The following is a 24,059-nucleotide window of genomic DNA, read 5'->3' as shown; positions in this document are numbered from 1 at the left end:
ACAGGAACTATAAAACAACTATTTCTGATTATTTAAATAAATTGGCTCTGTACCTGTAATAACAATGGTTATATTAATTTTTTACCTTTCAACCTTCAGGTCTTAAATAAATTCATTTATTTTGATCAGATAATATTTTTTCAAGCATCTGATTGAAACTGTCGCGTGTATTAATCAAAGCATTGTCAAAACGACCATAACCTGCGCAAAGTATTTCGCCAATAATCAAATTGAATATCATTCTAGATATGACCAATTGTTCCGATTCAATTTTTACTATTGGTTTCAACAATCCTATCAAAATTAGTTGAAGGCTCCGAAAACTCTGTTCAAATTCGGCATCATGTAACCGATCAGGTGGAATACTAATAATTTGTTGTACTAAATAAAATTTTCCTAACGAATACTGGACCGCCACATTGGAAAATATTTTAACGGCTTGTTCATCTGTTAAACCCAACAAATCAGCTCGTAGCCGAACTTCCAAATCTTTATAAAATTGAGCAGCTACTGCCACTTTTATTGCCGTAATATCAGGGAAATAATTGTACAATGCTTGAGCTCTAGTTCCCAATATTTTACTTAACTTAGTAAAATTCAGTTGTTCTTGATGGTTGATCAAGTTCATAGCTGTCTTAATAATTCTTTCTTTTGATAATATTTTCGAAGTCACAAGCACTACCTCCAATATATCCTTTACGACTGAACTCAATTCTAGTCAGCCTAGCATTGTTATACAAGAATCGAGTTATTTGGATTTAATAATTCCAGACACTTTGGAAAATTTAATTGTAGTTGAGTGCCGTTATATAACAAAGATAAAACTTTCATTCTTTACTAAGCGTCTACATCTGGAACAACAATGGCTATATTAATTTATTTAAACAATTAGTAGCTTTCACTTTATTATTCCTTCTATTAAAAAACAAACGAGTTGGAAGAGCTGAGAGTATTCATTTGCAGCGAAAGTGGCGTTAGAGCTTCAGCTCTTACACCACCGGGCGTGTTGAAGACTCGCGGGTTTTGCGAGGCTTCAACCGAGGCTTGAGACCGTTCTTTGGCTCGAGCCGTTCCGCGTAGCAAATGAATACTCTCAGCTCTGGAAACGGCATATTTAACTAAACTTTCAACCTTTAATTAGTATAAAAATTCTTTTAATCTGTCTGAACCTCAGCATGTTTCTTAACCGCCTCACGTCTGAACAAATAGATCAAAATTATAATAACCAAAATAATCAGAATAAAAGCCGACAACATGATATTGTGAATCCCTGAAAAGAAAATTCGTTTCATTTCTGGAACATAAGCCTTCGGTAACTCTTTTGCTACGGCAGCGTTACTCAACTTATTCATCATTCCCATTGTAATATGGCCATGACTTTCTCTAACACCTTTAATTAAGGCCAAGTTCAAAATAACACCATAAATAGAAGACATAAATGTTTGACTCAAAATTCTGACCAAGTAAGCGAATGACGTTGAAATTGGCACATCCCGTGTCTCAACATCAAATTGCACGGCGATCAACAAGGCATTGAAACAGATACCGATACCGAATCCTTCAAAAACACCCATGATCAGTAGGAATGTATAACTGGCAGTTTGATTAGCCCAGTACAATCCGGCGAATGAAATCAAGAATGAGGCTGTTCCAATCGCAATAATTGTATAACGACTCATCCGACGTTGCATAAATGGCTCCAACTCCGAACCAAAGAAATTAGCAATGGCACCCGGAATCTGAGTCATTCCCCCGACTAAGGCACTGAGTCCCATAATACCTTGGGCCCACATTGGAATGTAGATATTGAAAGCGACAAATGAGCCCCACAATAGGGCAAATAAAATCAAATCAATAACTAACTTTTCGTTTTTAAACAAACGATTAGGTACGATGGGGTCATCAACTCGACTTTCAACACGTGACATCCAAAAAATCAGTACCGCTCCCAGAGCAATGAATCCTAACGTAACAAAAATTGACGATACTCCTAACATCTGAATCCCAATCAAAAATGAGGTCAAACCGAGTACCATCAAAATGGCCCCGTGATAATCAACTTTTTCTTCATTCAATTTCTCTTTAATATTGAAGAAAATCGCCACAATCGTAATTGACAATAATGCTAGTGGCAAATTAATATAGAACACCCAGTGCCAACTGAACGCGTCAACGATCCAACCACCAATTAGCGGTCCGACGATTGATGTCCCACTAAATCCCGCCGAGGCAATTCCGATAACTTGCGAACGACGTTTAATATTCTTGAAAATTTGGGAATAGATAATGAAGGGAATTGTATTCATCCCACCAGCACCAATACCCATGACACTTCTGGCTGTAATAAACCAGATAATATTAGGAGCTAATCCTTGAAACAGTGCTCCAATCATGAAAACTGCTGTCGCAGTGATATAGGCAACCTTATTACCCTTCTTTTCTCCAAATTTACTCCATAACGGTGTTGAAACGGCCATCCCTAATAAGAAAATGGCGACGATCCATCCCATATACTGAATACCATGCAAGTCACTAATTATTGCAGGTAGCGCAGTATTGATTATCGTTGCATCAAGCCCTGCCATCATATTCGACAAAACTAATGCGAAGGTAACCAAAATTTTACGATTTCTACTCGTGCCCCTCTACTTCTTTCCACCTTATTTACCAACAAAAAATAAGACCTACACAACGTGCAATGTCTTATTTATTTGGTAACCCTCAACTATTTATTTACTGAAAAGGTCCATCTTGTTTACAATTATAAACCTTAAAGTACACTCTAAGACAAGTCATTTTATAATTCTTCAGGTTCATTCAAAATTTCCTGTAATTTATTGAAAAATTGTGCTGTTTGATATCCATCACAGACAGCATGATGAATTTGGAATGATACTGGCAACTTGATTCCATCAGAACGCTTTTGAAATTTGCTAGCCGTTACAATAGGTAATAAGTAATTGTCATTATTACCAATATTTAAATTGAAACTATCGAAACTGGCCCACGGAATCATTGAAATATTGACAATATTTTGAGGAATTGGTTGCTTAGGAAATAGTTTGCCAGTGTCACGGTATTTAGCAATATCATCCAAATAATCACGATGAAATTCCGCAAATGTGTATGTGTCTTCCGTATCAATATTGGAGAATATTTCCCGTTTATCATCAAAAATAGAATAAAAAGCCGTACTACTGTCGTAAAAGCCCAGTTCACCTTGTTCATTGAAATCCATACGGTACAAATAATTGGAGTTAATAACGCGCAAAACTGCATAGATAAATAATGGGTAGAATTTATAGTCATTTTTCTTGGCAAAGCTTAATGCTGTTTCAATATTTATTTCATGTGTTGCACTATATGTCGTCTTTTGATCAATAAAATGTTCAAAAACTTCTTTACGACTCCAACTGTCTAAATCTATTTTCGTGAATGCCATCGTAATGCCTCCTAATAGTTGTTGTGTCTCTCTTTAATATCATACAACTTTTAGCAAATATTGCTGCCAACTAGAGATTGAAAATACTATCAAACATAACATTCATATCAGCTTAAGATTATTTTTTGAATAAATTATAAATAAAATAATGAATACATTTTTCCTAATATCTACATTTTTTGTAAAAATAATCATTATATGTATAAATTGTTATTACTATATGAATGAACTATGATTTGCATAGTGATACAATGTATGAAATTATCATTTATATAACTGAAGGTTGAAAGGTAAAAAAGTGATATAAACGTTGTAGTTACAGACCTAGAGCTAACTTATTTAAAGCCCAATCTAAATAATCAAAAATCTTAATTTATTGTTCCTGCCATTAAAAGAATAAATTAGTTGGAAGAGCTGAGAGTATTCATTTGCTGCGAAAGTGGCGTTATTGCTTCAGCAATTACACCACCGGGCGCGTTGAAGACTCGCGGGGTTTGCGAGGCTTCAACCGAGGTTCGAGACCGCTTCCCAGGCTCGGGCCGTTCCGCGCAGCAATTGAATACCCTCATCTCTGGAAACGGCATACTTAACTAAACTTTCAACCTTTAGTTATATAATTGAATTGTTCTTAACTGAGGGAGGACAATGCGCATGAGGAATCGGAATCATTTGAGGAAAAGTTTATGACTTATTTGTTTTGCAGTCATAAATATTTTTATTATCACAGCACTTAATACTAAATCAGTTTCGGCTGCTTTAACTAGTAGCACTGACTTGAATGTCTTGAAAAGCGCCCCAACTGGTATTAGTGTTGGCAGCTACATGTCAAATGCCGCTCCAACTAAGATTGACAGCAAAGATATTTATACAACTAATTCGGCTCAAATTGTCGATAACACTGGTGCTAACTCTAGCAATGGTAATATTGTAGCTCTCGCTAGTGGTCACAATACTTATGGATCAATGTGGTCCACAAATCAAAGTTTTGATATTAACAAAAAGCAAACTATTTCGGCTTGGCTATACTTTGGATCAGGAAACGAAGATACCTCTGATATCAATAGTGAAGGAATTGCTTTTGTTCTTCAAAATGATAGCAATGGCGTTGGTGCCTTAGGTGCTGGACTCGAAGGTATGGGTGTTTATGGTTATGATGCTTCAGGATATAATCTTTTTACTGGATCCAACGCCACCCAAAGTTATATTCAAAAAACGGCCATTCAAAATAGTGTTGCCCTAGAATTTGATACCGCAAATAACAGTTTTTATTTGCCAACGGCACCCATCAACAATAACTCTGGACTCTTTACGGGATCAGGATTAGGATCTTATTTCTCTTTAGATGGTTATGACACTCAATTGAGCACGTTACCATCAAGTTCTTTAGGATTTGGTAGTGACGCAAAGTACGGGGCTGGTGGTGGTTATGGGCATATTGCTTTAACTTACCCCGGATTTGCCGATTCCTATTATTCAACAGTCTTCTCTGGTGCTGCCGTAAGTGCTTATAGTCCCTGGACAGCAGGTTACGTTCTAATGCATAAAAGTAGTAAAGAAGCTTACTTAATTGATACTGAGGATCAAAACGGCAGTCCTCTTTACTGGCATCACGTTACTATTAATTGGACACCCGCTGCCAGTGGTAGTACTACGGGAACATTATCGTATAATTTTAATGATAAAAACCTTGATTACAGTGATAATACATTAACTAGTGGTTATAGCGTTCCGTTTTCCAAATCTATTGATGTTGATACCTCAAAATTAAACACAACTGACGGCAAAGTTCGCTGGGGTTTCACGGCCGCCAATGGTCCTTCTACCAGTGTTGCTAGTAAATTAGTTGCTTTTGATTCCATTCCTGACTTGCTTAATTCTGATGCTGACGCCAACATTGTTGATACGACTTTAAATAATAAGGAAATTACTGATACATCAACTGACAATACTGTGGCCAATGGCGATTCTCTCAAATTGAATTACAACTTGAATTACCTCAATGGTAATGTAGATTGGCAAGATATCGCTGCTAAAATTAAAATTCCTGATGATGTCACTCTTACACCAGATGCCTCTAATAACATTGCTACGATCACATACGGTGATGGCACAACTGAAACTATCAGTGCCAATGAATTAGTGGATAACAGCTTGCAACATACTTTAGCAAAAAAAATCGGTGAAACCACTGATGCTTCCGGAAAAACTGCCCAAATCACTATTAATGCCAAGGCAGTTAACAATACGACAAGCGATATCAACGTTTCAAGGGCCGTGGCTACCTTTAGTGGCTCCAATTCAATTGCTTCAACTAACAGTCCTGCCTTTACGATTTTAACTACTCCTCAATATACCTTGGACTTGGCAAATGCTAATTCTAGTGATGAAATAGATTTACTCTACAAACAAGACAATGCCACTTTAGACTTGCCAACCACTTTGGACTACAGTGATAATCATAGCTTTGGTGATACAACTAGCAGTACCAACATCGTTTATCAAATTACTGCTGGCGACAAGACTTATACTGTTGGTTCCAGCGCTACAGGTACCAGTTTCAATCAAACTATTGACCTAAAGAGTCTAATCAATGATGACACAGCTTTCTGGAATTTATTTACTCTAGGGTCGACCAATAAAGTTACCGTCAAAGCAATTGATACAACCAACGGCTTGGTTTCCAACACAATCACTTATAATGTTGTAACTCAGCAAAATGAATCCCTAAGCATGGAAGTCTCTAAAAGCTTAGAATTCAAGGATATCAATTATGGTGACTCCACTGAATACCTGCCACGAAAGAATGCTTTTGATCTCAGCGTTACAAGTTTTCGTGAACCATGGCAATTAAACGTTACAACCAATGGTCTATATCTCAATGGCGAAACTTTAAACGAAAATATGGCTTTGGTCTATAAGAAAAATAGTTCCTCACAATACAACACTCTTAGTACAACGCCAACATTAATTGATGAGGATACTTCTTCTCCAGACACTGATACCACTACAGATATTTCTGATAATTGGACAAACAGTACCGGTTTACTCCTGAAACAACTTGGTCTCAGTACCGCAGGCCAATACACGGGAACTTTAACTTGGACAGTATCAGATTCAGTTAATAATACGTAAAAAATGTTATAATAAAACATGAACAAGTGTTTGCATAAAAATAAACGGGTGCGTTTTTCGCAGCCGTTTTATTGTTCGCTTGATTTTAACGAGGAGGCCTTACACATGACACAGCAACGTACTTACATGGCAATTGATTTAAAATCTTTCTACGCATCTGTGGAATGCATTGCCCATGATCTTGATCCATTAAATGCTAACTTAGTTGTCGCTGATAATTCACGAACCGATAAAACCATTTGTTTGGCAGTTTCACCGGCTTTGAAAAAATTTGGAGTTCCCGGTCGCCCTCGACTCTTTCAGGTGGAACAAATCGTTAATAAACTCAATCGTCAACGTTTAAATGATAATCAAAATCATCGTTTAACACGTTATTCCTCAATCAATCGCGAACATTTACTCAAAGCACCCTCCTTAAAAATTGGCTATAAAACCGTTAAACCACGAATGAACTTTTACATGCATAAAAGTGCTGAGATATATGGAATCTATTTACGTTTCATTGCTGCTAAAAATATTCACGTTTACTCAATTGATGAAGTTTTAATGGATGTAACCGATTATCTAGATCAGCACGAGATAACTGCTCATGCTCTAGCCAAGAATATCATTCAAGAAATCCAAGCTGAGACTGGCATCACTGCAACGGCGGGTATCGGAACCAATCTTTATTTAGCCAAAGTAGCGATGGATATCGTGGCCAAACATATTCCTGGAGATGCTGATGGTGTGCGGATTGCACAAATGAATGAGCAACAATACCGTCAATTATTATGGGCTCATCAACCAATGACCGATTTTTGGCGTATTGGTCACGGAACAGCAACTCGTTTGGAAAAACTAGGCCTGCATACCATGGGGGACATTGCCCGTTGTTCTTTAGGTACCCTGTCTGATGTTAAAAATGAAGAGATTCTTTATCAAGAATTTGGTAAAAACGCTGAACTAATAATTGACCATGCTTGGGGACATGAAACGGCCACATTGGAAAATATTAAAAATTATCGGTCCGATGATCACGGACTTTACTCCAGTCAAGTTTTGATGAAACCCACTTCTTATGAGGACGGTCTAAAAATTGTCCGTGGCATGAGTGATAACTTGGCATTAGACCTCGTTCAAAAGAAGGTTGTCACTGACCGTGTCGGTTTAATTGTTGATTACGATATTACAAGTTTGCAGATTGATAATGGTTTTACTGGCAAATTAACAACTGACTATTATGGTCGCAAAACGCCCAAGCCTGACCATACTTTCATTAAGCTTGAGGCTGCAACCTCTTCGTCAGTAGAATTACGACAAAATTTTAAAACAATGTATGAAAAGCATATTAATCCTAAAATGTTAATTCGACGGGTAACCGTGACAGCTAATAACTTGGTGGATGAAACAACGGCGTTACAAAAACAGCGATTTAAGCAAATCGACCTCTTTGGCAATCCTGAGCAAGAAATCGTCCAAGACAAACACGCTCAAATTAAGCGCCAACAGGATCGCAAGATTCAGGAAACTATCCTTGAACTTCAAAAGAGATTCAACAATCGTAACATTATCTTAAAAGCCTCAGATTTAGAAGCGGGATCCACTACCATAGAACGTAACAATCAGATTGGAGGCCATCACGCCTAATGGATGAAAAAAAGTTGATTGAACAAAAGATTTTCAATGATACTTCATCATATAGGGACATCATGAATATTCCCTATCATCAATCAAAACGTCATTTACCAATGAACCAATTGGACCGCGCCTTTCAATTCGCACCTTTTGGGGCTCTGGAAGGATTCAATGATTTGATTAAAGAAAAAACAGATCTTTATAGTCGCAAGAAATTCACCACCGGTGCAGATGATAAAATCATTATTCTTCAATTGAAATATTTACAAAAGCATCCCTTAAAGGTCGATGTTAACTACTTCAACGATAATTCTGGTTATTACGAACATTTGAAGGGTTTTCTACAAACAATTGATTGGAAAAAAGGACGAGCTAATTTTGACGAAGTATCAGTAGTTATTTTAAATATTCGTTCAATAAAATTGTTAAATGAAAGTAATTTTTAAAAATAAGCTAGTACCTGTTGCATCATATTATTTATTAAGTGACATATGTTAAAAAAAATGGCTACATAAATTTGTGTAGTCATTTTTTTAAGCTTTTTTCTCCAACCAACCAATTTCATCTAGATATAGCAGATATTTTTCTCTAAACTCATCTAAATCATCAATCACAGTCATACCTTTGAAATACGGATCCATTAATTGAACTGACTCAAAACTGGCAGCATCAGTCGTGAGCATATGCATACCAAACATCTTTCGTAGTCCGTGGAGACTGTTAATGAATATTTCTCTGGCTGCACTTACCTCTGAATAATCATCACTTGAATAATGATATACATAAGGCTTTTTGGCTACATCAATAATTACTATATAGTGAAAATACTTCATTATTTTATTCCCTTCTCTTTTCGTTCTTTTTCGTGACGATTATGTTCAATATAATTATTAGCTGCATTCGTACTATCCCAAATCTGGAATTACCATCGGATTTATAATAGTAGCGATAAATTATTGATTTCTTTTTTGCGATTAATAACTTTTATATCTCAATTTTCTCATTTATTACATTGTCTAGCTGAAGGTTGAAAGGTGAGAAATTAATCTAATCATTATTATTACAGGCTTAGAGCTAATTTATTCAAATAATCAGAAGTCTTTATTTTACTGTTCCGTTATTAAAAAATAAACTAGTTGGAAGAGCTGAGAGTATTCATTTGTCGCGAAAGTGGCGTTATTGCTTCAGCAATTACACCACCGGGCGTGTTGAAGATTCGCGGGTTTTGCGAGGCTTCAACCGAGATTCGAGACCGCTTTTTGGCTCGGATCGTTCCGCGCAGCATATGAATACTTTCAGCTCTGGAAACGGCATAATGCATCAAACTTTCAACCTTCAGTGTCTAGTATTATACGTTCCCCCGAACAAATCATTCAATATTTTCGATTTTGATAGGCTGTCCCTCATTTCATATTTAGTCATTCAAAACCAAATTACGAAATGAAAAGATTCTTCTCCACATCTATTTCTCAATAATTTCAAAACCATATCCACGAATATGCTCTTTCAACATCTCCAAATAACTCTTAGCAATTGGACTCAATTCCAACTGGCTATGCTTCAACCATCCTAAAGTCATCGAATCGTCAACATCCAACGGAATCGCCACGATTTTATCATCGTTCAGTTTATTACTAATGATTCCTGAACTGATCGTGTACCCGTTCAAGCCGACCATCAGATTAAAAATAGTTGCCCGATCACTAACTTTAATATTTTTCTTCCTATCTAAAGTACTCAAAATTTCCTCGGAAAAATAAAACGAATTGTTATCCCCCTGTTCATATGACAAGTATGGATAGTCTCTCAAGTCATCCAAAGTTACGCGCTTTTTCTTAGTCAAAGGATTTTGACGACCGACAAAAACATGTGGCAAAGCTTTAAATAACGGTGTGAATTCCAAATCGTATTCCTTAAACAGTCGCTGCATAACCTGCTTATTAAAGTTATTCAAATACAAGATACCAAGTTCACTCTTAAAACTGGATAAATCTTTCAAAATATTTTCCGTTTCAGTTTCACGTAATGTAAATTGGTACTCATCTGCTTTGACAGTCTTAATCAATTCAACAAAGGCATGCACAACAAAAGCATAATGTTGGGCTGATACCGAAAATGCCTGTTTTTGAACGGTATCTTTTTCATAACGACCTTGTAAAAGTTGCACTTGATCCAGTACCTGACGCGCATAAATCATAAATTCACGGCCATCATCAGTCAACGTGACACCAAGTTTGCTTCGTAATAAAATCTGAATACCCATCTCAGATTCTAGTTCCTTGACAGCGTTAGACAAACTAGGTTGCGTTAAATAAAGTTCTTTAGCTGCCTCATTGATTGACCCGGTTTTGACAATAGTCTCTAAATATTTCAGTTGTTGAATTCTCATTGTTTACCTCACATCGTTAAATAATTAGGAGTTTTCGTTCTACTATTCCTTCCATAAAAAATAAACTAGTTGGAAGAGCTGAGAGTATTCATTTGCAGCAAAAGTGGCGTTATTGCTTCAGCAATTACACCACCGGGCGTGTTGAAAACTCGCGGTTTTTGCGAGGCTTCAACCGAGGTCCGAGACCGCTTCCCAGGCTCGGGCCGTTCCGCGCAGCAATTGAATACTCTCAGCTCTGGAAACGGCATACTTAACTAACCTTTCAACCTTTAGTTGAATATAACAATATTTCAATTATACCCTTGTTATAGTTTTAAACTATAACCAATCATTACTTTTACCAGTTATTCAATAGCACAATACAATGGTAATTTATAAACAACGAATTAATCACTACCACAAAGGGGACTTTTATATGACAACATCAATTATTGGCTTTCCAAGAATCGGCGAAAACCGTGAATTAAAATTCAACACTGAAAAATACTGGCGTAAGGAAATTACAGAAGATGAACTACAATCATTCGCTAAAGACTTACGTTTAAAACACTGGCAACTTGTTAAAAATGCTGGGATCGATGAAATTCCTAGTAACGACTTTTCATTTTTTGACACGACACTCGATACAGCTTACTTATTAAACATCATTCCTGAAGCTGCCAAAAATCTCAAACTATCTCAATTAGACCGCTATTTTGCTTTAGCTCGTGGTTATCAAGGCGACGAAGGTGATATCAAAGCTCTCCCTATGAAGAAATGGTTCAATACTAACTATCACTATTTAGTACCTCAATTTTCTAAAGATACTGACATAAAATTGACCGACACTAAGATTTTCGATGAATATCAAGAGGCAAAAGATGCTGGCATTCAAACACGACCAGTCATTGTAGGACCTTTCACTCTGCTATCACTAAGTGAATTCCATGAAGTGAAGGCTGCTGATTTTATTGACGAGCTGGTTAATGCCTATCAAGAAATCTTTGAGAAGTTGGCCACCCAAGGCGCCGAATGGATTCAACTTGATGAACCCGAATTAGTCAAAGATGTTACCGGTGACAAGAAAGCCTTATTTGAAAATATCTATGCCAAATTACTCAATAACAAAGCCGGTTTGAAGGTACTTATTCAAACGTACTTCGGTGACGTTCGTGACGTTTACAACGATTTGATCAATCTTGATGTTGAAGGGATCGGACTCGACTTTCATGAAGGTAGAAAGACCGCTGAACTTGTTAAATCAGGTTTTCCAGACGATAAAATCTTGTTTGCCGGAGTCGTAAATGGTAAAAACATTTGGCGCAATCACTATCAAGAAACTACGGATTTGATTAAGAGTTTGCCTGCCAAAAATATTGTTATTTCAACATCTTGCTCACTACTGCATGTTCCTTTCACAATTGAAAATGAAACTTTTCCGGAGGAAATCAAACAACATTTCGCCTTTGCTAAAGAAAAGCTAGCTGAATTAGATGACATCCAAGCCATTCTTTCCGGTCAAGGTCAGGCTGCCGAAATTAAAAATAACGAACTTTTCGAACAACCACGAGTTCAACCAAATCCCGACGTCCATGAACGTATCGCTAAATTAACGGAAGATTCCTTCGTCAGACACCCTGCTCTAGCCCAACGTGCTGCCATTCAAAAGGCCGAATTCAACTTGCCACTCCTTCCAACGACCACTATTGGCTCATTCCCACAAACCAAAGAAGTTAAAAAAACTCGTGCTCAATTTAGACACAATGAGATTTCTCAAGCTGAATACGATAAATTTATTGCTGGTCACATTGATGAATGGCTCAAATGGCAAGAAGATATTGGTCTCGACGTTCTAGTTCACGGTGAATTTGAACGTAACGACATGGTAGAGTACTTTGGTCAAAATCTTGATGGTTATTTATTCAGTAAAAATGGTTGGGTTCAATCATATGGAACTCGTGGCGTTAAGCCTCCAATCATCTGGGGTGACGTGGCTCGTAATCATCCAATTACCGTTAAATGGTCCAAATATGCTCAAAGTCAGACTGACAAAATAGTCAAAGGTATGCTTACCGGTCCTGTAACTATTTTGAACTGGTCTTTCCCTCGTGAAGATATTTCAATCAAAGACTCAACAATCCAAATTGCCTTGGCTATTCAAGATGAAGTCCTTGACCTCGAAAAAAATGGTATCAAAATTATTCAAATCGACGAAGCGGCGTTACGTGAGAAACTTCCATTGCGTAAAACTGACTGGTATTCTGAATATCTCGACTGGGCTGTACCAGCATTTCGTTTAGTTCACAGTAAAGTTAAACCAACGACCCAAATTCACACGCACATGTGCTATTCTGAATTTACCGATATCATTCCAGCCATTCAAAATCTCGATGCTGACGTAATTTCTTTTGAGGCTTCTCGTTCCAATTTGGAAATTTTGGATGCCCTACAAAAAGAAAACTTTCAACTTCAAGTGGGACCTGGTGTTTACGATATTCACTCACCAAGAATTCCCTCCGTTGATGAAATTAAGACAACCATCCACAAAATTTTAGATAAAGTTCCTGAAGAAAAAGTTTGGATCAATCCTGACTGTGGTTTGAAAACTCGTGGAATCAAGGAAGCAAAAGCTAGTGTGGAGAATTTGACTGAGGCAGCCAAGGAAGTCAGAAAGGAATTGCTTGTCCATGACAGAAACTAATCAAAAACCAACCCTATCATTCGAAGTTTTCCCACCTAACTCGCAAGTTGGTACCGCTAATTTAACCGCCACACTTGACCAACTTGACGGACTCAATCCCAGTTTTATCAGCGTAACTGCTAGTAATCATAAATTAGATTACGAAAAAACAACGATTGATCTTGCAAAATATGTCCACGATAAATTGAAATGTCCCACCATGGTTCACATGCCCGCTGCCTATGTAACCAAAAAAGAGGTTGACGATGTCTTAGAACAATTGGAAAAGATGGATATACACCAAGTGTTAGCACTTCGTGGTGATATTGTTGAAGGCTATACTCCAGAAACCGATTTTAAATATGCCAGTGACCTGACACGTTATATCAAACAGCAAAAGCCTAACTTTGAAGTATCAGGTGCCTGTTATCCTGAAGTCCACCCTGATTCAAAAAATCGAATTGATGACATTAAACATTTAAAGGATAAAATTGATTCTGGTTGCGACCAATTGATCACACAACTTTTTTATGACAATGAGGCCTTCTACCGTTTTCAAGAAGAATGTGCAATTGCTAATATCAACGTCCCTATTCTGGCAGGTATCATGCCAATCATTAATCGTAAACAAGCTTTACACGTTATCGAGAACTGTTCTGCACGTTTGCCAAAGAAATTTATCAGTATTTTGGACAAGTATAAAGACAATCCCGTTTCACTTAAAGAGGCTGGCATTGCTTACGCCGTTGACCAAATCGTTGATTTGGTTACCAACGACGTCAAAGGAGTTCACTTATATACGATGAATAAATCCGATACAGCCAAACATATTTTTAGTAATACTGCTTCATTATTTGGACTTGAAACTTCTGTTGAAGAATAATCCTACCGTCTCCAGAACAGAGAATATTAACCTGCTATGCGGAGACGCTCCGAGCCTGAGAAACGGTCTTGTACCTTGGTTTGAATCCTTGCAAAAAGCGCAAGTATCCAAACTCTCGCCCGGTGGTGTAACGGCTGAAGCCGTAACGCCACAACCACAGCTGGTCAATACTCTCTGTTCTTCCGACTAATTTATTTTTGTTTGAAAAACATTTACGCCTTTAGATATACTAACAAAACTACAATTTGCGATAATAAAAAAGTCGTTTTTCACTTTGAAATTTTTTCTAAGTGAAGAGCGACTTTTTTCATTCTTCTAAAGGTTGAAAGGTGAAAAACTAATATAACCATTGTTGTTACAGGCTTAGAACAAATTTATTTAAATACGCAGAAGTTTTCATTTTATCTGTAAATAAATTAGTTGGAAGAGCTGGCAGTATTCATTTGCAGCGAAAGTGGCGTTATTGCTTCAGCAATTACACCACCGGGCGAGTTGAAAATTCGCGGGTTTTGCGAGACTTCAACCGAGGCTCGAGACCGCCTTTTGGCTCGAACCGTTCCGCGCAGCATATGAATACTGCCAGCTCTGGAAACGGCATACTTAACTAAACTTTCAACCTTTAGTCATTCTTAATTAAATTTAATTTGTTGATTGACTAAAGCACACATACCACAAATATTAAAACAGCAGTCCTAACAATTCATTATTTTTCTAATGCTTTAACAATCTCTGGCTCAATCTTTTCAGGCTTTGTAACGGGAGCAAAACGCTCGATTACTTGACCATCACGTCCAATCAAAAACTTCGTAAAGTTCCATTTAATCCGACCATGACCCACAGCATCCTTCAAATAAGTAAACAATGGATCCTCGTTGCCACCATTAACAGACACTTTTTTTGTCATCGGGAACGTAACGCCGTAATGGATCTGACAATAATCACTTGTCTCTTGATCAGAATCCAATTCTTGATGAAATTGATTGGATGGCAATCCCAAAACTTCAAATCCTTGATCATGATACTTTTGATACAGCTCTTCCAAACCGGTCAACTGTGGCGCAAACCCACATTTACTGGCGGTATTAACAACCAACAGAACCTTATCTTGATAATCTTTAAAATCAATTGTAAAACCATTCATTTCTGTTTCTGAGAAATCGTAAATACTTGTCATTTCACTTCATCCTCTCTTCGATTTTTCTGGTAGAAATACCCCCACTGGACGATGAATATCACTAATAAGACCAGCGACACCAACAATCCATTGATATTTTTAGTCATCACTCGAAATACAATTAGGGCCTCATATATTACACCCATAACAATGATTTCATACCAAAAATACATCAAGGCTTTCTTAAATGCTTTCCACATACAGTAAGTAACTCCTAAATCTTAATTACTCTAATTATACTGTACTTATGCCTTCTTTGACGACTTATCGATTTTTCGGATAATAAATACCAGAATAATTGCTTCAATTAAGAGAATGACAGCAGTAATATACGCAAAATGCATCCCACTCAAAAACCAACTCGGATTATTCTTCGGATAGTAATTGACGGTCTTATGAGCTTTCAACCCCATACCATAATACAAACTAGTTGTAGCTAAACTGATTCCGACACCCATACCAATATTTCTAAATAAAGCTGCTAAGCTACCGGCAACTCCTTGGTACTCTTTGGGGGCGTACCCCATAATCATCGGGTTATTTTGAAATCCACCATTACCAATGCCCAAGAGTGCAATCATTAGGGTAAAGATGATCAAATTATTATTTGTTGAAATTTGTGTCAAAAATAACAATGGAATCGCATAAATGAAAAGATTACATAACGATACATTTGTGGCGTCATATTCATCGGTGAAAATACCGGCAATAGGTGCAGCAATCACATTGGCTAAAGGAATTGCCATCATAATTAGACCAGTCAGTTCGGTACTTAATGAACGAAAATCTGTCAGATAAAACGGCATAATCACATTGGCATAATATCCAATTGAGAAAACTAATAGTGCACTGATCAAACTCAAAGTCAGTCGAGGAATTCGGAAAATTTTCAGGTCAATCAATGGAGACTTCACATGTTTTTCAACCCGGACAAAAATAATCCACATCAAAAGACTGACAAGGAAAGTTCCAACAACAGCTATATTTCCAAAACCAATATCTTGCCCCATAAAGATACTGACAAAAAACGCTCCAATCGCAATAGCATACGTCGTCAATCCGGTCCAATCATATGAAACTTTGGATACCTTACGTTCTTCCTTAGGAAACATAAATCTTCCATAAATATAAACAACAATTCCAATAGGAATATTTATAATAAAAATCCAGTGCCATGATAGGAATCCTAGAATCAATCCACCCAATCCTGGTCCCGAAATATTACCCAATTGTGCAATAATACTGTTAATCCCATAGGCTCGGCCACGCAAATGTAACGGAAAAATCATGGCAATAATACCAATATTTGTCGCCATACTCATGCTTGCTCCGAATCCCTGAACAACTCGTCCCAATAATAATATCGGTAACGTTGGACTCATAGCACAAATTAGCGAACCAATAGTAAAGAAAATAGTTCCCATTTGGAAAATTTTAATATATCCAATCTGATCAGCCATTCGGCCCCAAAAGAGCAATAACATACAAATTAAAATCAAATAAACCGAGATAATCCATTCCGCTCGATTCATTGGTACGTGCAAATCCTTCGTCAAACTAGGGATAGCAACGTTCACGATACTAGCATCCAACAATTGCATGAAGGACATAAAACTTGTGGCAAACAACGTTAGCCATATATGATTCTTTTTCAAAATAATCCGGCCCTTCTATCGACATATCTATATCATAAAACTTATTTTTAACAAAAAAATACTTTTTTTAGTTAACATGTGGTGCTGGTTATTTTGAAGCAGCTTCTTATACCAAAATTATCTAACTGGAAGTGGCATATTTAAGTAAACTTTCAACATTTAATCAAGTATGCAAAAAAATATGACAAGTTTTAATGGCTCCTACTCGTCACATTTTTTAAACATTTCTACTCTAGTAAGGTGCTACTTTAAATATTCGAGTCAATATCACTAGCCTTAACAAACTTATTAGTTGAGAGCCGATAATATTTTTCGCCGTTGATATAGATAAGAGCATTAACTTTCAAATTAACACCATTTAATTTTTCATTTCCAATCAACTTGCCTTCAGCTGTGTAAATATTAATATACTTATCACTAGATGTTCTCATAACAAAATCAACTGGTGTATAAATATAGGCATCTTCTGTCCGAATAAACTCATTTTTTGCAATTTGATAATAATTTACACCGGTATTAGTAACGACAGACTCGCTGTATTTTTCAGTGGCTGGATCCAAAACGATATCTTTTATCTCAGACATTTTATTCATTGTATCCAATTGATAAACTTGGACCATTGGTCTATCAGAATACGTTGTTATTGATTTCTTACTTTGTTTATTTTCTGAATTTGTTGTTACATTTGGAGCTTTCACTGAGTTTGATGTTTCTGGTACTTTTGGTGTTTCTGGGGTCTTTGGTGTTTCTGATTTATCTGGTACTTGGGGTTTCTCTGTAACTTTTGGTACCTCTGGCGCTTTTGGTACCTCTGGTACCTTGGGTTCCTCTGGTGCTTTTGATTCCTCTGGGGTTTTTGATGGCTCTGGGGCTTTTGGTGCCTCTGGTACTTTGGGTTCCTCTGGTGCTTTTGGTGCCTCTGGTACTTTGGGTTCCTCTGGTGCTTTTGGTGCCTCTGGTACTTTGGGTTCCTCTGGTGCTTTTGGTGCCTCTGGTACTTTGGGTTCCTCTGGTGCTTTTGGTGCCTCTGGTACTTTGGGTTCCTCTGGTGCTTTTGGTGCCTCTGGTACTTTGGGTTCCTCTGGTGCTTTTGGTGCCTCTGGTACTTTGGGTTCCTCTGGGGTTTTTGATGGTTCTGGGGCTTTTGGTGTCTCTGGTACTTTGGGTTCCTCTGGGGTTTTTGATGGCTCTGGGGCTTTTGGTGCCTCTGGTACTTTGGGTTCCTCTGGGGCTTTTGGTGCCTCTGGTACTTTGGGTTCCTCTGGGGCTTTTGGTGCCTCTGGGGTTTTTGATGGCTCTGGAGCTTTTGATGGTTCGACTTGATTTACAACTGCTGAACCATCTGATGTCATGATATTATTTGCATTATCTGAAGTATTTGTTTTTTCCGAATTACCTATTGTATTAGACTCCACCGGTTTCGATGGACCCACCGTTGTACTTGGCTTTGCTGGTTTTGATGTATCTTCAGATCTTGCTTTAACATAAACAATTTTAGTATCCGTTGAAGACTGTGTTTTATCAAAAGTGGCTTTAACTTGATTTGGTGATGAGTTCTTTTTTGTGTACGTAACACCATTGAATGTCCATGTAGTTGGAACATCCACAGTACTTGAATTACCTAAGGAGCCTGGAGCATTAATTGTGATATCTCCCTGATTAGTTGGAATAGTAACCAAATTATTAATTGATTGACCCTTTACTCCATCTCCACTTGCAATATAAGTAAGTCGACCAGTTGCTCTCTTACTGTGTGAGTCCCATCCTTGTACTACGGCACCTTTTTTATATAAACTACCAATTCCACTAATGGCCTTGCCATCTTTATCAAATGTTGGAATTCCGGAAAACGATTGCTTTACTTCTGGATCATGGATATTACCCTCAACCTTATCCTCAACACTAGTCCAAGTGATTCCATCTTGAGAAGTCAGAGCTGTATTTGCATTAAACACCAGATTGTCGTTCAAAACGATGCTCTTTAAACTAGTACCATCAAACATCCCCTCACCCTTCGATGAGTCACCAGTATCCGCCTTGTCAAAGAACCAATTATCCAGATTTAAAGTCGTTAGATTTATATCATTTTTAAACATTGATCTTAAATCAGTGGCATATACTGCCTTCCAAGAATCAGTTGCCGACAAGCCCTTTTCTATATTTCCTTTATTATTTTTAACAAGAAAATCCGTCAAGGATGTATCATTGGCAAAGGCATAACTAGCATCTTTAATTCTTATAAATGATGCTTTCTTAAAAGTTATTGTCTTAATATTCTTATCGTTTTCAAACATATGACTGATATTATGGGCAAAAGGAATTGTATGTGCTGATAAATCAAGTGTTTCCAAACTAGTATCGTTTTTAAACATTCCTTCAGCATTTTCAATCTGTTCAGTATTAAGGTTTTTAATATGATCTATTTTTTTCAAATTTTCCATATTAGCAAATAAATAAGCGGAATTCTCAGGTGCGACGATTGGTACGGCAATATTGATAGTTGTAATATTTTGGGTATTGCCACCCCACCGTTCATGGTCAGCCCCAGTCCCTTTATTTAATTTACCAATTATATTCAAGATTTTACCGCTATCATCTACATTCCAACCAGTACCAGAATTTTTCTTTACAAATTTGTCCTTATCATTTGCCCCTGTGGCATTAACAATTACCGAATCATCTGTTTCATGGCTTGATTCATTCACATCATCTGTATTTGTTGGAACCGATGTTTGAGGGTTTTTATCTGTATTCGATGGAATTGATTCTTGAGGTTTTTTAGCTACCTGAGGTTTTTTACCCTTATTTTTAGATATTTGAAATAATGAAAGCAAGCCTTTTGTCTCTTTAGATGGTTTCAAAGCCTCATCTTTTTTATCATCATTAACAAAATTTTTAATTGCTGACTGTTCAGTATCACTATTGGATAGATTCTTTACTGTTGAATTTTTACTTGCATCATCCACATCAGTAATTGGCTTCTTAAGACTGTTCTGTTCGTCATTTTTATTAGGATCTTCGGGAGTTGCTGAACTGGCTTTTTTATCTCCAGTTATTTTAGGATTCGGATTCTTCAATGAAACGTCTGCAGTCTTTGGTGGCATTGCATTTGGAACAACAATCGTTGTTTGCGTCTTAACATCAACTGTTGCATCGGCCTTAACAACATAACTTGGTGCAGTCAACAAAAATAGTGCTCCTGCAAGGGAAAGACCACTTATAACAACCCAGCTCTTTTTAGATTTAACTAATCTTTTTCTCATAACAGCATTTGGGTCACGTTTCAATTGTTGAAATCTCATAATTTTGCCCTCAATCCTTTTCAAATTTAGAATAACTCTTTTATCACAATTAAATTATAGTATTTGTACATAGAATTATATTCCATTTCTTGTAAAGAATACTATTTAAAATTGAATTATTCAATAAAAAATCCTTAAATAAGGCTACTATTTATTCAAAAATTAAACTGTCTTCTTTCATCAAAATATAATTAAAATTACTGTTATTACACGATTAATCACGTTATATAGGCAACGTTAATAATTATTGCTGCATCATTTATATATTTAAACACAAAAAAAATAAGCCAATATCAGCTTACTTTTTAAATTATAATTATTCTATTTGTATATACATCAAATCACAAAATTGAGAGTACCTTTTTATGAATCCTGACGTGTAGCAGCAATATCAACTTCGCGGATATTTACTTCCTGAGGCATGTCATACATGAACTTAACAGTTTCAGCGACATGCTTAGGATCAAGCACAACGCCACCCATAGTTTCTTCCCAAGCAGCATAATCCTTCAGAGCTGACTTGCTAGTTACATGAGTTAAAAGTTCTGTTTCAGCAGCACCCGGAGCAACCATCATGATACGAACATTCTTAACTGAATTTTCTTCACGAAGCGTTTCTGACAAACCATGGACACCAAATTTTGAAGCAACATAGGCAGCATGATTAACAAAAGTTTTACGACCAGCGATTGATGACATGTTCAAAATTGTTCCATGTTCACGTTCGCGCATATCATTTAGGACAATTTGTGTCCCATTAAGAACACCCATGACATTAGTATCGAGCATAGTTTGCCATTCTTTAGGATTCTGATTTTGAACATTTCCTAATAACATCACTCCAGCATTATTCACCAAAAGATCAGTCTTGCCATACTTAACCTCGGCTTTACGAATGGCCTTTTCAAATTGATCATAGTCAGTCACATCAACTGAATCAATCATGACATTGTCCATTCCAGCAGCGACTTTCTCTAATTTTTCTGTGCGACGGCCCAGTAGCAACATTGGAAAACCATCTGCATTAAATATTTTAGCAATCTCAGCACCAAATCCTGAACTTGCACCTGTAATTACAACTAATTTTTTCATTATATATTCCTCGTTCATATAAAGATTTTTTCAACGATTTACAGTATAATGGCATATACGAATGACAACAAGTACGCACCTTCAGGTTACTATTACCTGTGGAAAACTAAGGAGCAATAATTTTGACAAAATACTTAAATGAATTTGACGCGACAATGCACATGATTCAAGGTAAATGGAAAATTATGATAATGTATGAATTAGCAGAAAATGGTGAACGACGCTTCGGAGAATTGCAACACCATATCAAAGATGTTTCTCACAAAACTTTAACTAATCAATTGCGTGAATTAGAAGATGATGGTTTACTTACTCGCCATGACTTTCAAACCGCTGAACCACATGTTGAATATCAACTAACTGAAAATGGCAAGTCATTGATTCCGATATTAGATGCCATCTGTACTTGGGGTGACACACACATTGACCATGACTTGATCGACCGCTCCCTTTGTGATGAGTAGACACTTGCCATTTTTAAAAGATCAGCGTACTATATAGGAAAATATTATTCCGATAGCGAACTAAGTTCGTCATGTTACTAGAGAAACACTTCTACTAGGCTGGGATAGCCTAAGGAGTGTTTTTTTTATGCACAAAAATCAAAGAATATTTTTAATATTATTAACAGCAATGAACCTGCGATTATCCGTTACCGCAATTACCCCACTATTCACAGCGATTCAAAAAACTTTAAATGTCGACAGCACCATCACCGCATTATTAGTAACGATTCCATTGCTTTGTTTCTCGATTGGCGCAGTCATTACACCTTGGTTGAACCAAAGATTTGGACTACGGCCACTATTGATTTTTACAAATGGATTGTTGATTTTGGCTAACATTCTACGTCCTATTAATGTAGCTTTCCTATTAGTTGGTACCCTTTTAATTGGTATCGCAATTTCTTTATTGAACGTTTTAGTTCCTGTTATGATTTCTCAAACCACCCATGAAACATCTGAGATTACCAAACTGACTAGTTATTATTCCGTAATAATGAATATTTTAGCCGCCATCGCAACTGCCACAGCCATTCCTCTGGCCAATCTATTCGGTTGGGCCAATGTCCTACGTGGTTTTGCCATTCCCGTACTCTTAACTTTCATTGCCAGTTTATTGCTAACTCCATTTCCAAAATCAGCTGCCGTGGAAAATCCTCAGAAACTCCTAAAAACTTTATTGCACGATAAAGCAGCTCAAAAATTGACGATTTTCATGGGACTTCAGTCACTGATATTCTATAGTTTGATCTCCTGGTTACCAGCCATCTATCAATCATTAGGAGCAACTTCTAGTGAAGCTGGCATGCTTTTATCAATCTTCCAATTCGTTGGTATTCCAGCTGCCATAGCCTTAAATTACTTAACCGATACCAAAAAACTTTTCATAATTTTAGCTACTGGTTATTCACTCGGTATGATAACAATTTTCTGGCACGGCATTGGTTGGTGGTTGTCAGCAATTATCTTAGGATTCACAGCTGCATTGATTTTCAGCGTGGCGTTAAATCTGATTGCAACAAGTAGTACTCAAGTAACGAAAATTGCCAATCGATCTGCCTTAGCCCAATCACTAGGTTACTTATTAGCCGCAACCGGTCCGGTTATTTTGGGTCGTCTACACGACAGCTTTCATAGTTGGTCTGTTGTCCTGATTATGTTAATCATCTTAATGGGATTAACAATTCTTGCTGGAGTACGAGTTGTTAATCATCAAAAATAAAAAATGAGCTGTAACACACCTAATTATTTGGTTCCTTAAGTGTGATACAACTCTCTTTTATATAATTTACCTATAATTCCAATTTATTTTTCAAAGCTTCAGTTAAAACTGCCGAAAAATTAATATTTTGTTGCTTACCAAGAACCACTAAGTATTCAGGAACCGTCACATTCTTCCGCACAGTTTTTGGATTATTACGACGATATTCTTCCATATTAATATAGACAACCGTCTTAATTTCATCACCTTTAACAATAATATCTTCTAGTTTAGAGGCTTTAGGATACTCAGTCTTGTCTTCCAACATAATTCCGATGGCATCCTGAGCCATTAACAAGGCATCTTTCAAATCCTCACCTTGAGTCCAAGTTCCATGGTCAATGTCAGGTATTTCAACACTGTAACCTTCATCTTCAGGATGTAAAATCACTGGATAAACTAAAATACTTTTTTTAATAGTTAACATCTTATCCTCCTATATTACTTCGCTTATCGAAGTCCGGCTTTTCTCAATATTGCGAGTTCAATTCCTTTTTTCATTTCTCTAGCATGCATAGGAACTGGAATAGTGATATTAGTAATAGGATTACCTGTGGTGCTAGTTAAATATGCCGTCTACAGAGCTGGAAAATATTCACTAGCTGTGCGGAACGGTTCGAGCCAAAATACGGTCTCGAACCTCGGTTTGAAGCCTTGACATAGTTCGTCAAGTCTCCAAACACGCCCGGTGATATAAGAACGGGAGAATCAATCTCCCGTCCTTATATCACTTCCACGGCACACAAATATTTTCCAGCTCTTCCGACTAGTGGACCGTAGCTCTCACATTTATATTTAATCAACCTTCAAGTTTTGGATAAAGTGAATGTAATTTTATACGTGCATCTGCTGTTGTGAATTGCCAATCTATTGATAAATTTTTAGCATTACGTTCACTACACCATGCTGCTACTTCTTGTTTTAATTGTTCCATTTCTGGAATTCGCCTG

Annotated in this window: 17 protein-coding genes and 1 pseudogene; 7 read left to right on the top strand and 11 right to left on the bottom strand. The window is 36.9% G+C overall.

The features are described 5' to 3' along the window. Positions 1-112: 112 nt before the first annotated feature. From FFM71_RS08425 to FFM71_RS08415, 3 genes are all read right to left on the bottom strand, one after another. Positions 113-673, bottom strand: coding sequence for a TetR/AcrR family transcriptional regulator (locus tag FFM71_RS08425; RefSeq protein ID WP_137611733.1), 561 nt, complete (start codon positions 671-673; stop codon positions 113-115). Between the two features lie 481 nt (positions 674-1,154). Then, positions 1,155-2,618: an MFS transporter gene (locus FFM71_RS08420; protein ID WP_223876504.1), complete on the bottom strand. Its 1,464-nt coding sequence runs from the start codon at positions 2,616-2,618 to the stop codon at positions 1,155-1,157. 179 nt (positions 2,619-2,797) lie between these two features. Next, entirely contained in the window at positions 2,798-3,442 is a 645-nt protein-coding gene (locus FFM71_RS08415) for a CatA-like O-acetyltransferase (RefSeq protein ID WP_137611732.1), read from the bottom strand. 774 nt (positions 3,443-4,216) lie between these two features. Here FFM71_RS08415 and FFM71_RS08410 point away from each other — a divergent pair. The 3 genes from FFM71_RS08410 (at position 4,217) to FFM71_RS08400 (ending at position 8,637) form a co-directional block, all read left to right on the top strand. Continuing rightward, complete coding sequence (locus tag FFM71_RS08410) at positions 4,217-6,574, top strand: MiiA motif-containing surface protein (RefSeq protein ID WP_137611731.1); 2,358 nt, start codon at positions 4,217-4,219, stop codon at positions 6,572-6,574. 105 nt (positions 6,575-6,679) lie between these two features. After that, complete coding sequence (locus tag FFM71_RS08405; RefSeq protein WP_137611730.1) at positions 6,680-8,203, top strand: Y-family DNA polymerase; 1,524 nt, start codon at positions 6,680-6,682, stop codon at positions 8,201-8,203. After that, on the top strand, positions 8,203-8,637 hold the full coding sequence (locus FFM71_RS08400) for a hypothetical protein (protein ID WP_137611729.1): 435 nt from the start codon (positions 8,203-8,205) through the stop codon (positions 8,635-8,637). Before FFM71_RS08405 ends, FFM71_RS08400 begins: the two co-directional genes overlap by 1 nt. Positions 8,638-8,724: 87 nt before the next feature. Here FFM71_RS08400 and FFM71_RS08395 read toward each other — a convergent pair whose 3' ends face one another. Both FFM71_RS08395 and FFM71_RS08390 read right to left on the bottom strand, forming a co-directional pair. Continuing rightward, positions 8,725-9,024 carry a hypothetical protein gene (locus FFM71_RS08395; protein ID WP_137611728.1) on the bottom strand — a complete coding sequence of 100 codons (300 nt, stop codon included), beginning with the start codon at positions 9,022-9,024 and terminating at the stop codon, positions 8,725-8,727. A gap of 629 nt (positions 9,025-9,653) precedes the next feature. Further along, a complete protein-coding gene (locus FFM71_RS08390) occupies positions 9,654-10,580 on the bottom strand; it encodes a LysR family transcriptional regulator (RefSeq protein WP_137611727.1) in 927 nt (308 codons plus the stop codon). A gap of 415 nt (positions 10,581-10,995) precedes the next feature. Between FFM71_RS08390 and metE the strand changes: the two genes are divergently transcribed. Together metE and metF are read left to right on the top strand one after the other, a co-directional pair. Then, entirely contained in the window at positions 10,996-13,260 is a 2,265-nt protein-coding gene (gene metE / locus FFM71_RS08385) for a 5-methyltetrahydropteroyltriglutamate--homocysteine S-methyltransferase (RefSeq protein ID WP_137611726.1), read from the top strand. Continuing rightward, a complete protein-coding gene (gene metF / locus FFM71_RS08380; RefSeq protein WP_137611725.1) occupies positions 13,247-14,122 on the top strand; it encodes a methylenetetrahydrofolate reductase [NAD(P)H] in 876 nt (291 codons plus the stop codon). The genes metE and metF overlap by 14 nt, the downstream gene beginning before the upstream one ends. A 703-nt stretch (positions 14,123-14,825) precedes the next feature. Here the strand turns inward: metF and FFM71_RS08375 are convergent. From FFM71_RS08375 to FFM71_RS08360, 4 genes are all read right to left on the bottom strand, one after another. Continuing rightward, complete coding sequence (locus FFM71_RS08375; RefSeq protein WP_137611724.1) at positions 14,826-15,296, bottom strand: glutathione peroxidase; 471 nt, start codon at positions 15,294-15,296, stop codon at positions 14,826-14,828. A gap of 245 nt (positions 15,297-15,541) precedes the next feature. After that, the gene (locus FFM71_RS08370; RefSeq protein ID WP_223876503.1) at positions 15,542-16,951 is read right to left on the bottom strand and encodes an MFS transporter; all 1,410 of its coding nucleotides are present in this window, start codon (positions 16,949-16,951) and stop codon (positions 15,542-15,544) included. Positions 16,952-17,199: 248 nt separating this feature from the next. After that, on the bottom strand, positions 17,200-20,253 hold the full coding sequence (locus tag FFM71_RS13800) for a BspA family leucine-rich repeat surface protein (protein WP_137611723.1): 3,054 nt from the start codon (positions 20,251-20,253) through the stop codon (positions 17,200-17,202). 363 nt (positions 20,254-20,616) lie between these two features. Continuing rightward, positions 20,617-21,345, bottom strand: coding sequence for an SDR family oxidoreductase (locus FFM71_RS08360; RefSeq protein ID WP_137611722.1), 729 nt, complete (start codon positions 21,343-21,345; stop codon positions 20,617-20,619). Between the two features lie 155 nt (positions 21,346-21,500). On the opposite strand from FFM71_RS08360, the gene FFM71_RS08355 reads away from it, so the two are divergent. Both FFM71_RS08355 and FFM71_RS08350 read left to right on the top strand, forming a co-directional pair. Next, positions 21,501-21,809, top strand: coding sequence for a winged helix-turn-helix transcriptional regulator (locus FFM71_RS08355; RefSeq protein ID WP_137611791.1), 309 nt, complete (start codon positions 21,501-21,503; stop codon positions 21,807-21,809). A 127-nt stretch (positions 21,810-21,936) separates the two neighbouring features. Further along, positions 21,937-23,070, top strand: coding sequence for an MFS transporter (locus tag FFM71_RS08350; protein ID WP_137611721.1), 1,134 nt, complete (start codon positions 21,937-21,939; stop codon positions 23,068-23,070). Positions 23,071-23,140: 70 nt separating this feature from the next. On the opposite strand, the gene FFM71_RS08345 is transcribed toward FFM71_RS08350, so the two are convergent. Then, positions 23,141-23,536 (bottom strand): type II toxin-antitoxin system HicB family antitoxin, encoded by a 396-nt coding sequence (locus tag FFM71_RS08345; RefSeq protein WP_137611720.1) that lies wholly within the window; start codon positions 23,534-23,536, stop codon positions 23,141-23,143. Positions 23,537-23,908: 372 nt separating this feature from the next. Further along, positions 23,909-24,059: pseudogene (locus tag FFM71_RS13630) on the bottom strand (IS630 family transposase); the annotation flags it as partial.

It is taken from the genome of Companilactobacillus huachuanensis (assembly GCF_005404815.1).
GTDB classification, from domain to species: domain Bacteria; phylum Bacillota; class Bacilli; order Lactobacillales; family Lactobacillaceae; genus Companilactobacillus; species Companilactobacillus huachuanensis.
Note: the sequence above shows the minus strand (reverse complement) of the source record. Positions and strands in the feature narration are given on the sequence as shown.

Coding starts and splice junctions, on each gene's coding strand:
- FFM71_RS08415 (WP_137611732.1), bottom strand. CDS start 3,442: ATGGCATTCACGAAAATAGATTTAGACAGTTGGAGTCGTAAAGAAGTT.
- FFM71_RS08405 (WP_137611730.1), top strand. CDS start 6,680: ATGACACAGCAACGTACTTACATGGCAATTGATTTAAAATCTTTCTAC.
- FFM71_RS08400 (WP_137611729.1), top strand. CDS start 8,203: ATGGATGAAAAAAAGTTGATTGAACAAAAGATTTTCAATGATACTTCA.
- FFM71_RS08395 (WP_137611728.1), bottom strand. CDS start 9,024: ATGAAGTATTTTCACTATATAGTAATTATTGATGTAGCCAAAAAGCCT.
- FFM71_RS08390 (WP_137611727.1), bottom strand. CDS start 10,580: ATGAGAATTCAACAACTGAAATATTTAGAGACTATTGTCAAAACCGGG.
- metE (WP_137611726.1), top strand. CDS start 10,996: ATGACAACATCAATTATTGGCTTTCCAAGAATCGGCGAAAACCGTGAA.
- metF (WP_137611725.1), top strand. CDS start 13,247: ATGACAGAAACTAATCAAAAACCAACCCTATCATTCGAAGTTTTCCCA.
- FFM71_RS08375 (WP_137611724.1), bottom strand. CDS start 15,296: ATGACAAGTATTTACGATTTCTCAGAAACAGAAATGAATGGTTTTACA.
- FFM71_RS13800 (WP_137611723.1), bottom strand. CDS start 20,253: ATGAGATTTCAACAATTGAAACGTGACCCAAATGCTGTTATGAGAAAA.
- FFM71_RS08360 (WP_137611722.1), bottom strand. CDS start 21,345: ATGAAAAAATTAGTTGTAATTACAGGTGCAAGTTCAGGATTTGGTGCT.
- FFM71_RS08355 (WP_137611791.1), top strand. CDS start 21,501: ATGCACATGATTCAAGGTAAATGGAAAATTATGATAATGTATGAATTA.
- FFM71_RS08350 (WP_137611721.1), top strand. CDS start 21,937: ATGCACAAAAATCAAAGAATATTTTTAATATTATTAACAGCAATGAAC.
- FFM71_RS08345 (WP_137611720.1), bottom strand. CDS start 23,536: ATGTTAACTATTAAAAAAAGTATTTTAGTTTATCCAGTGATTTTACAT.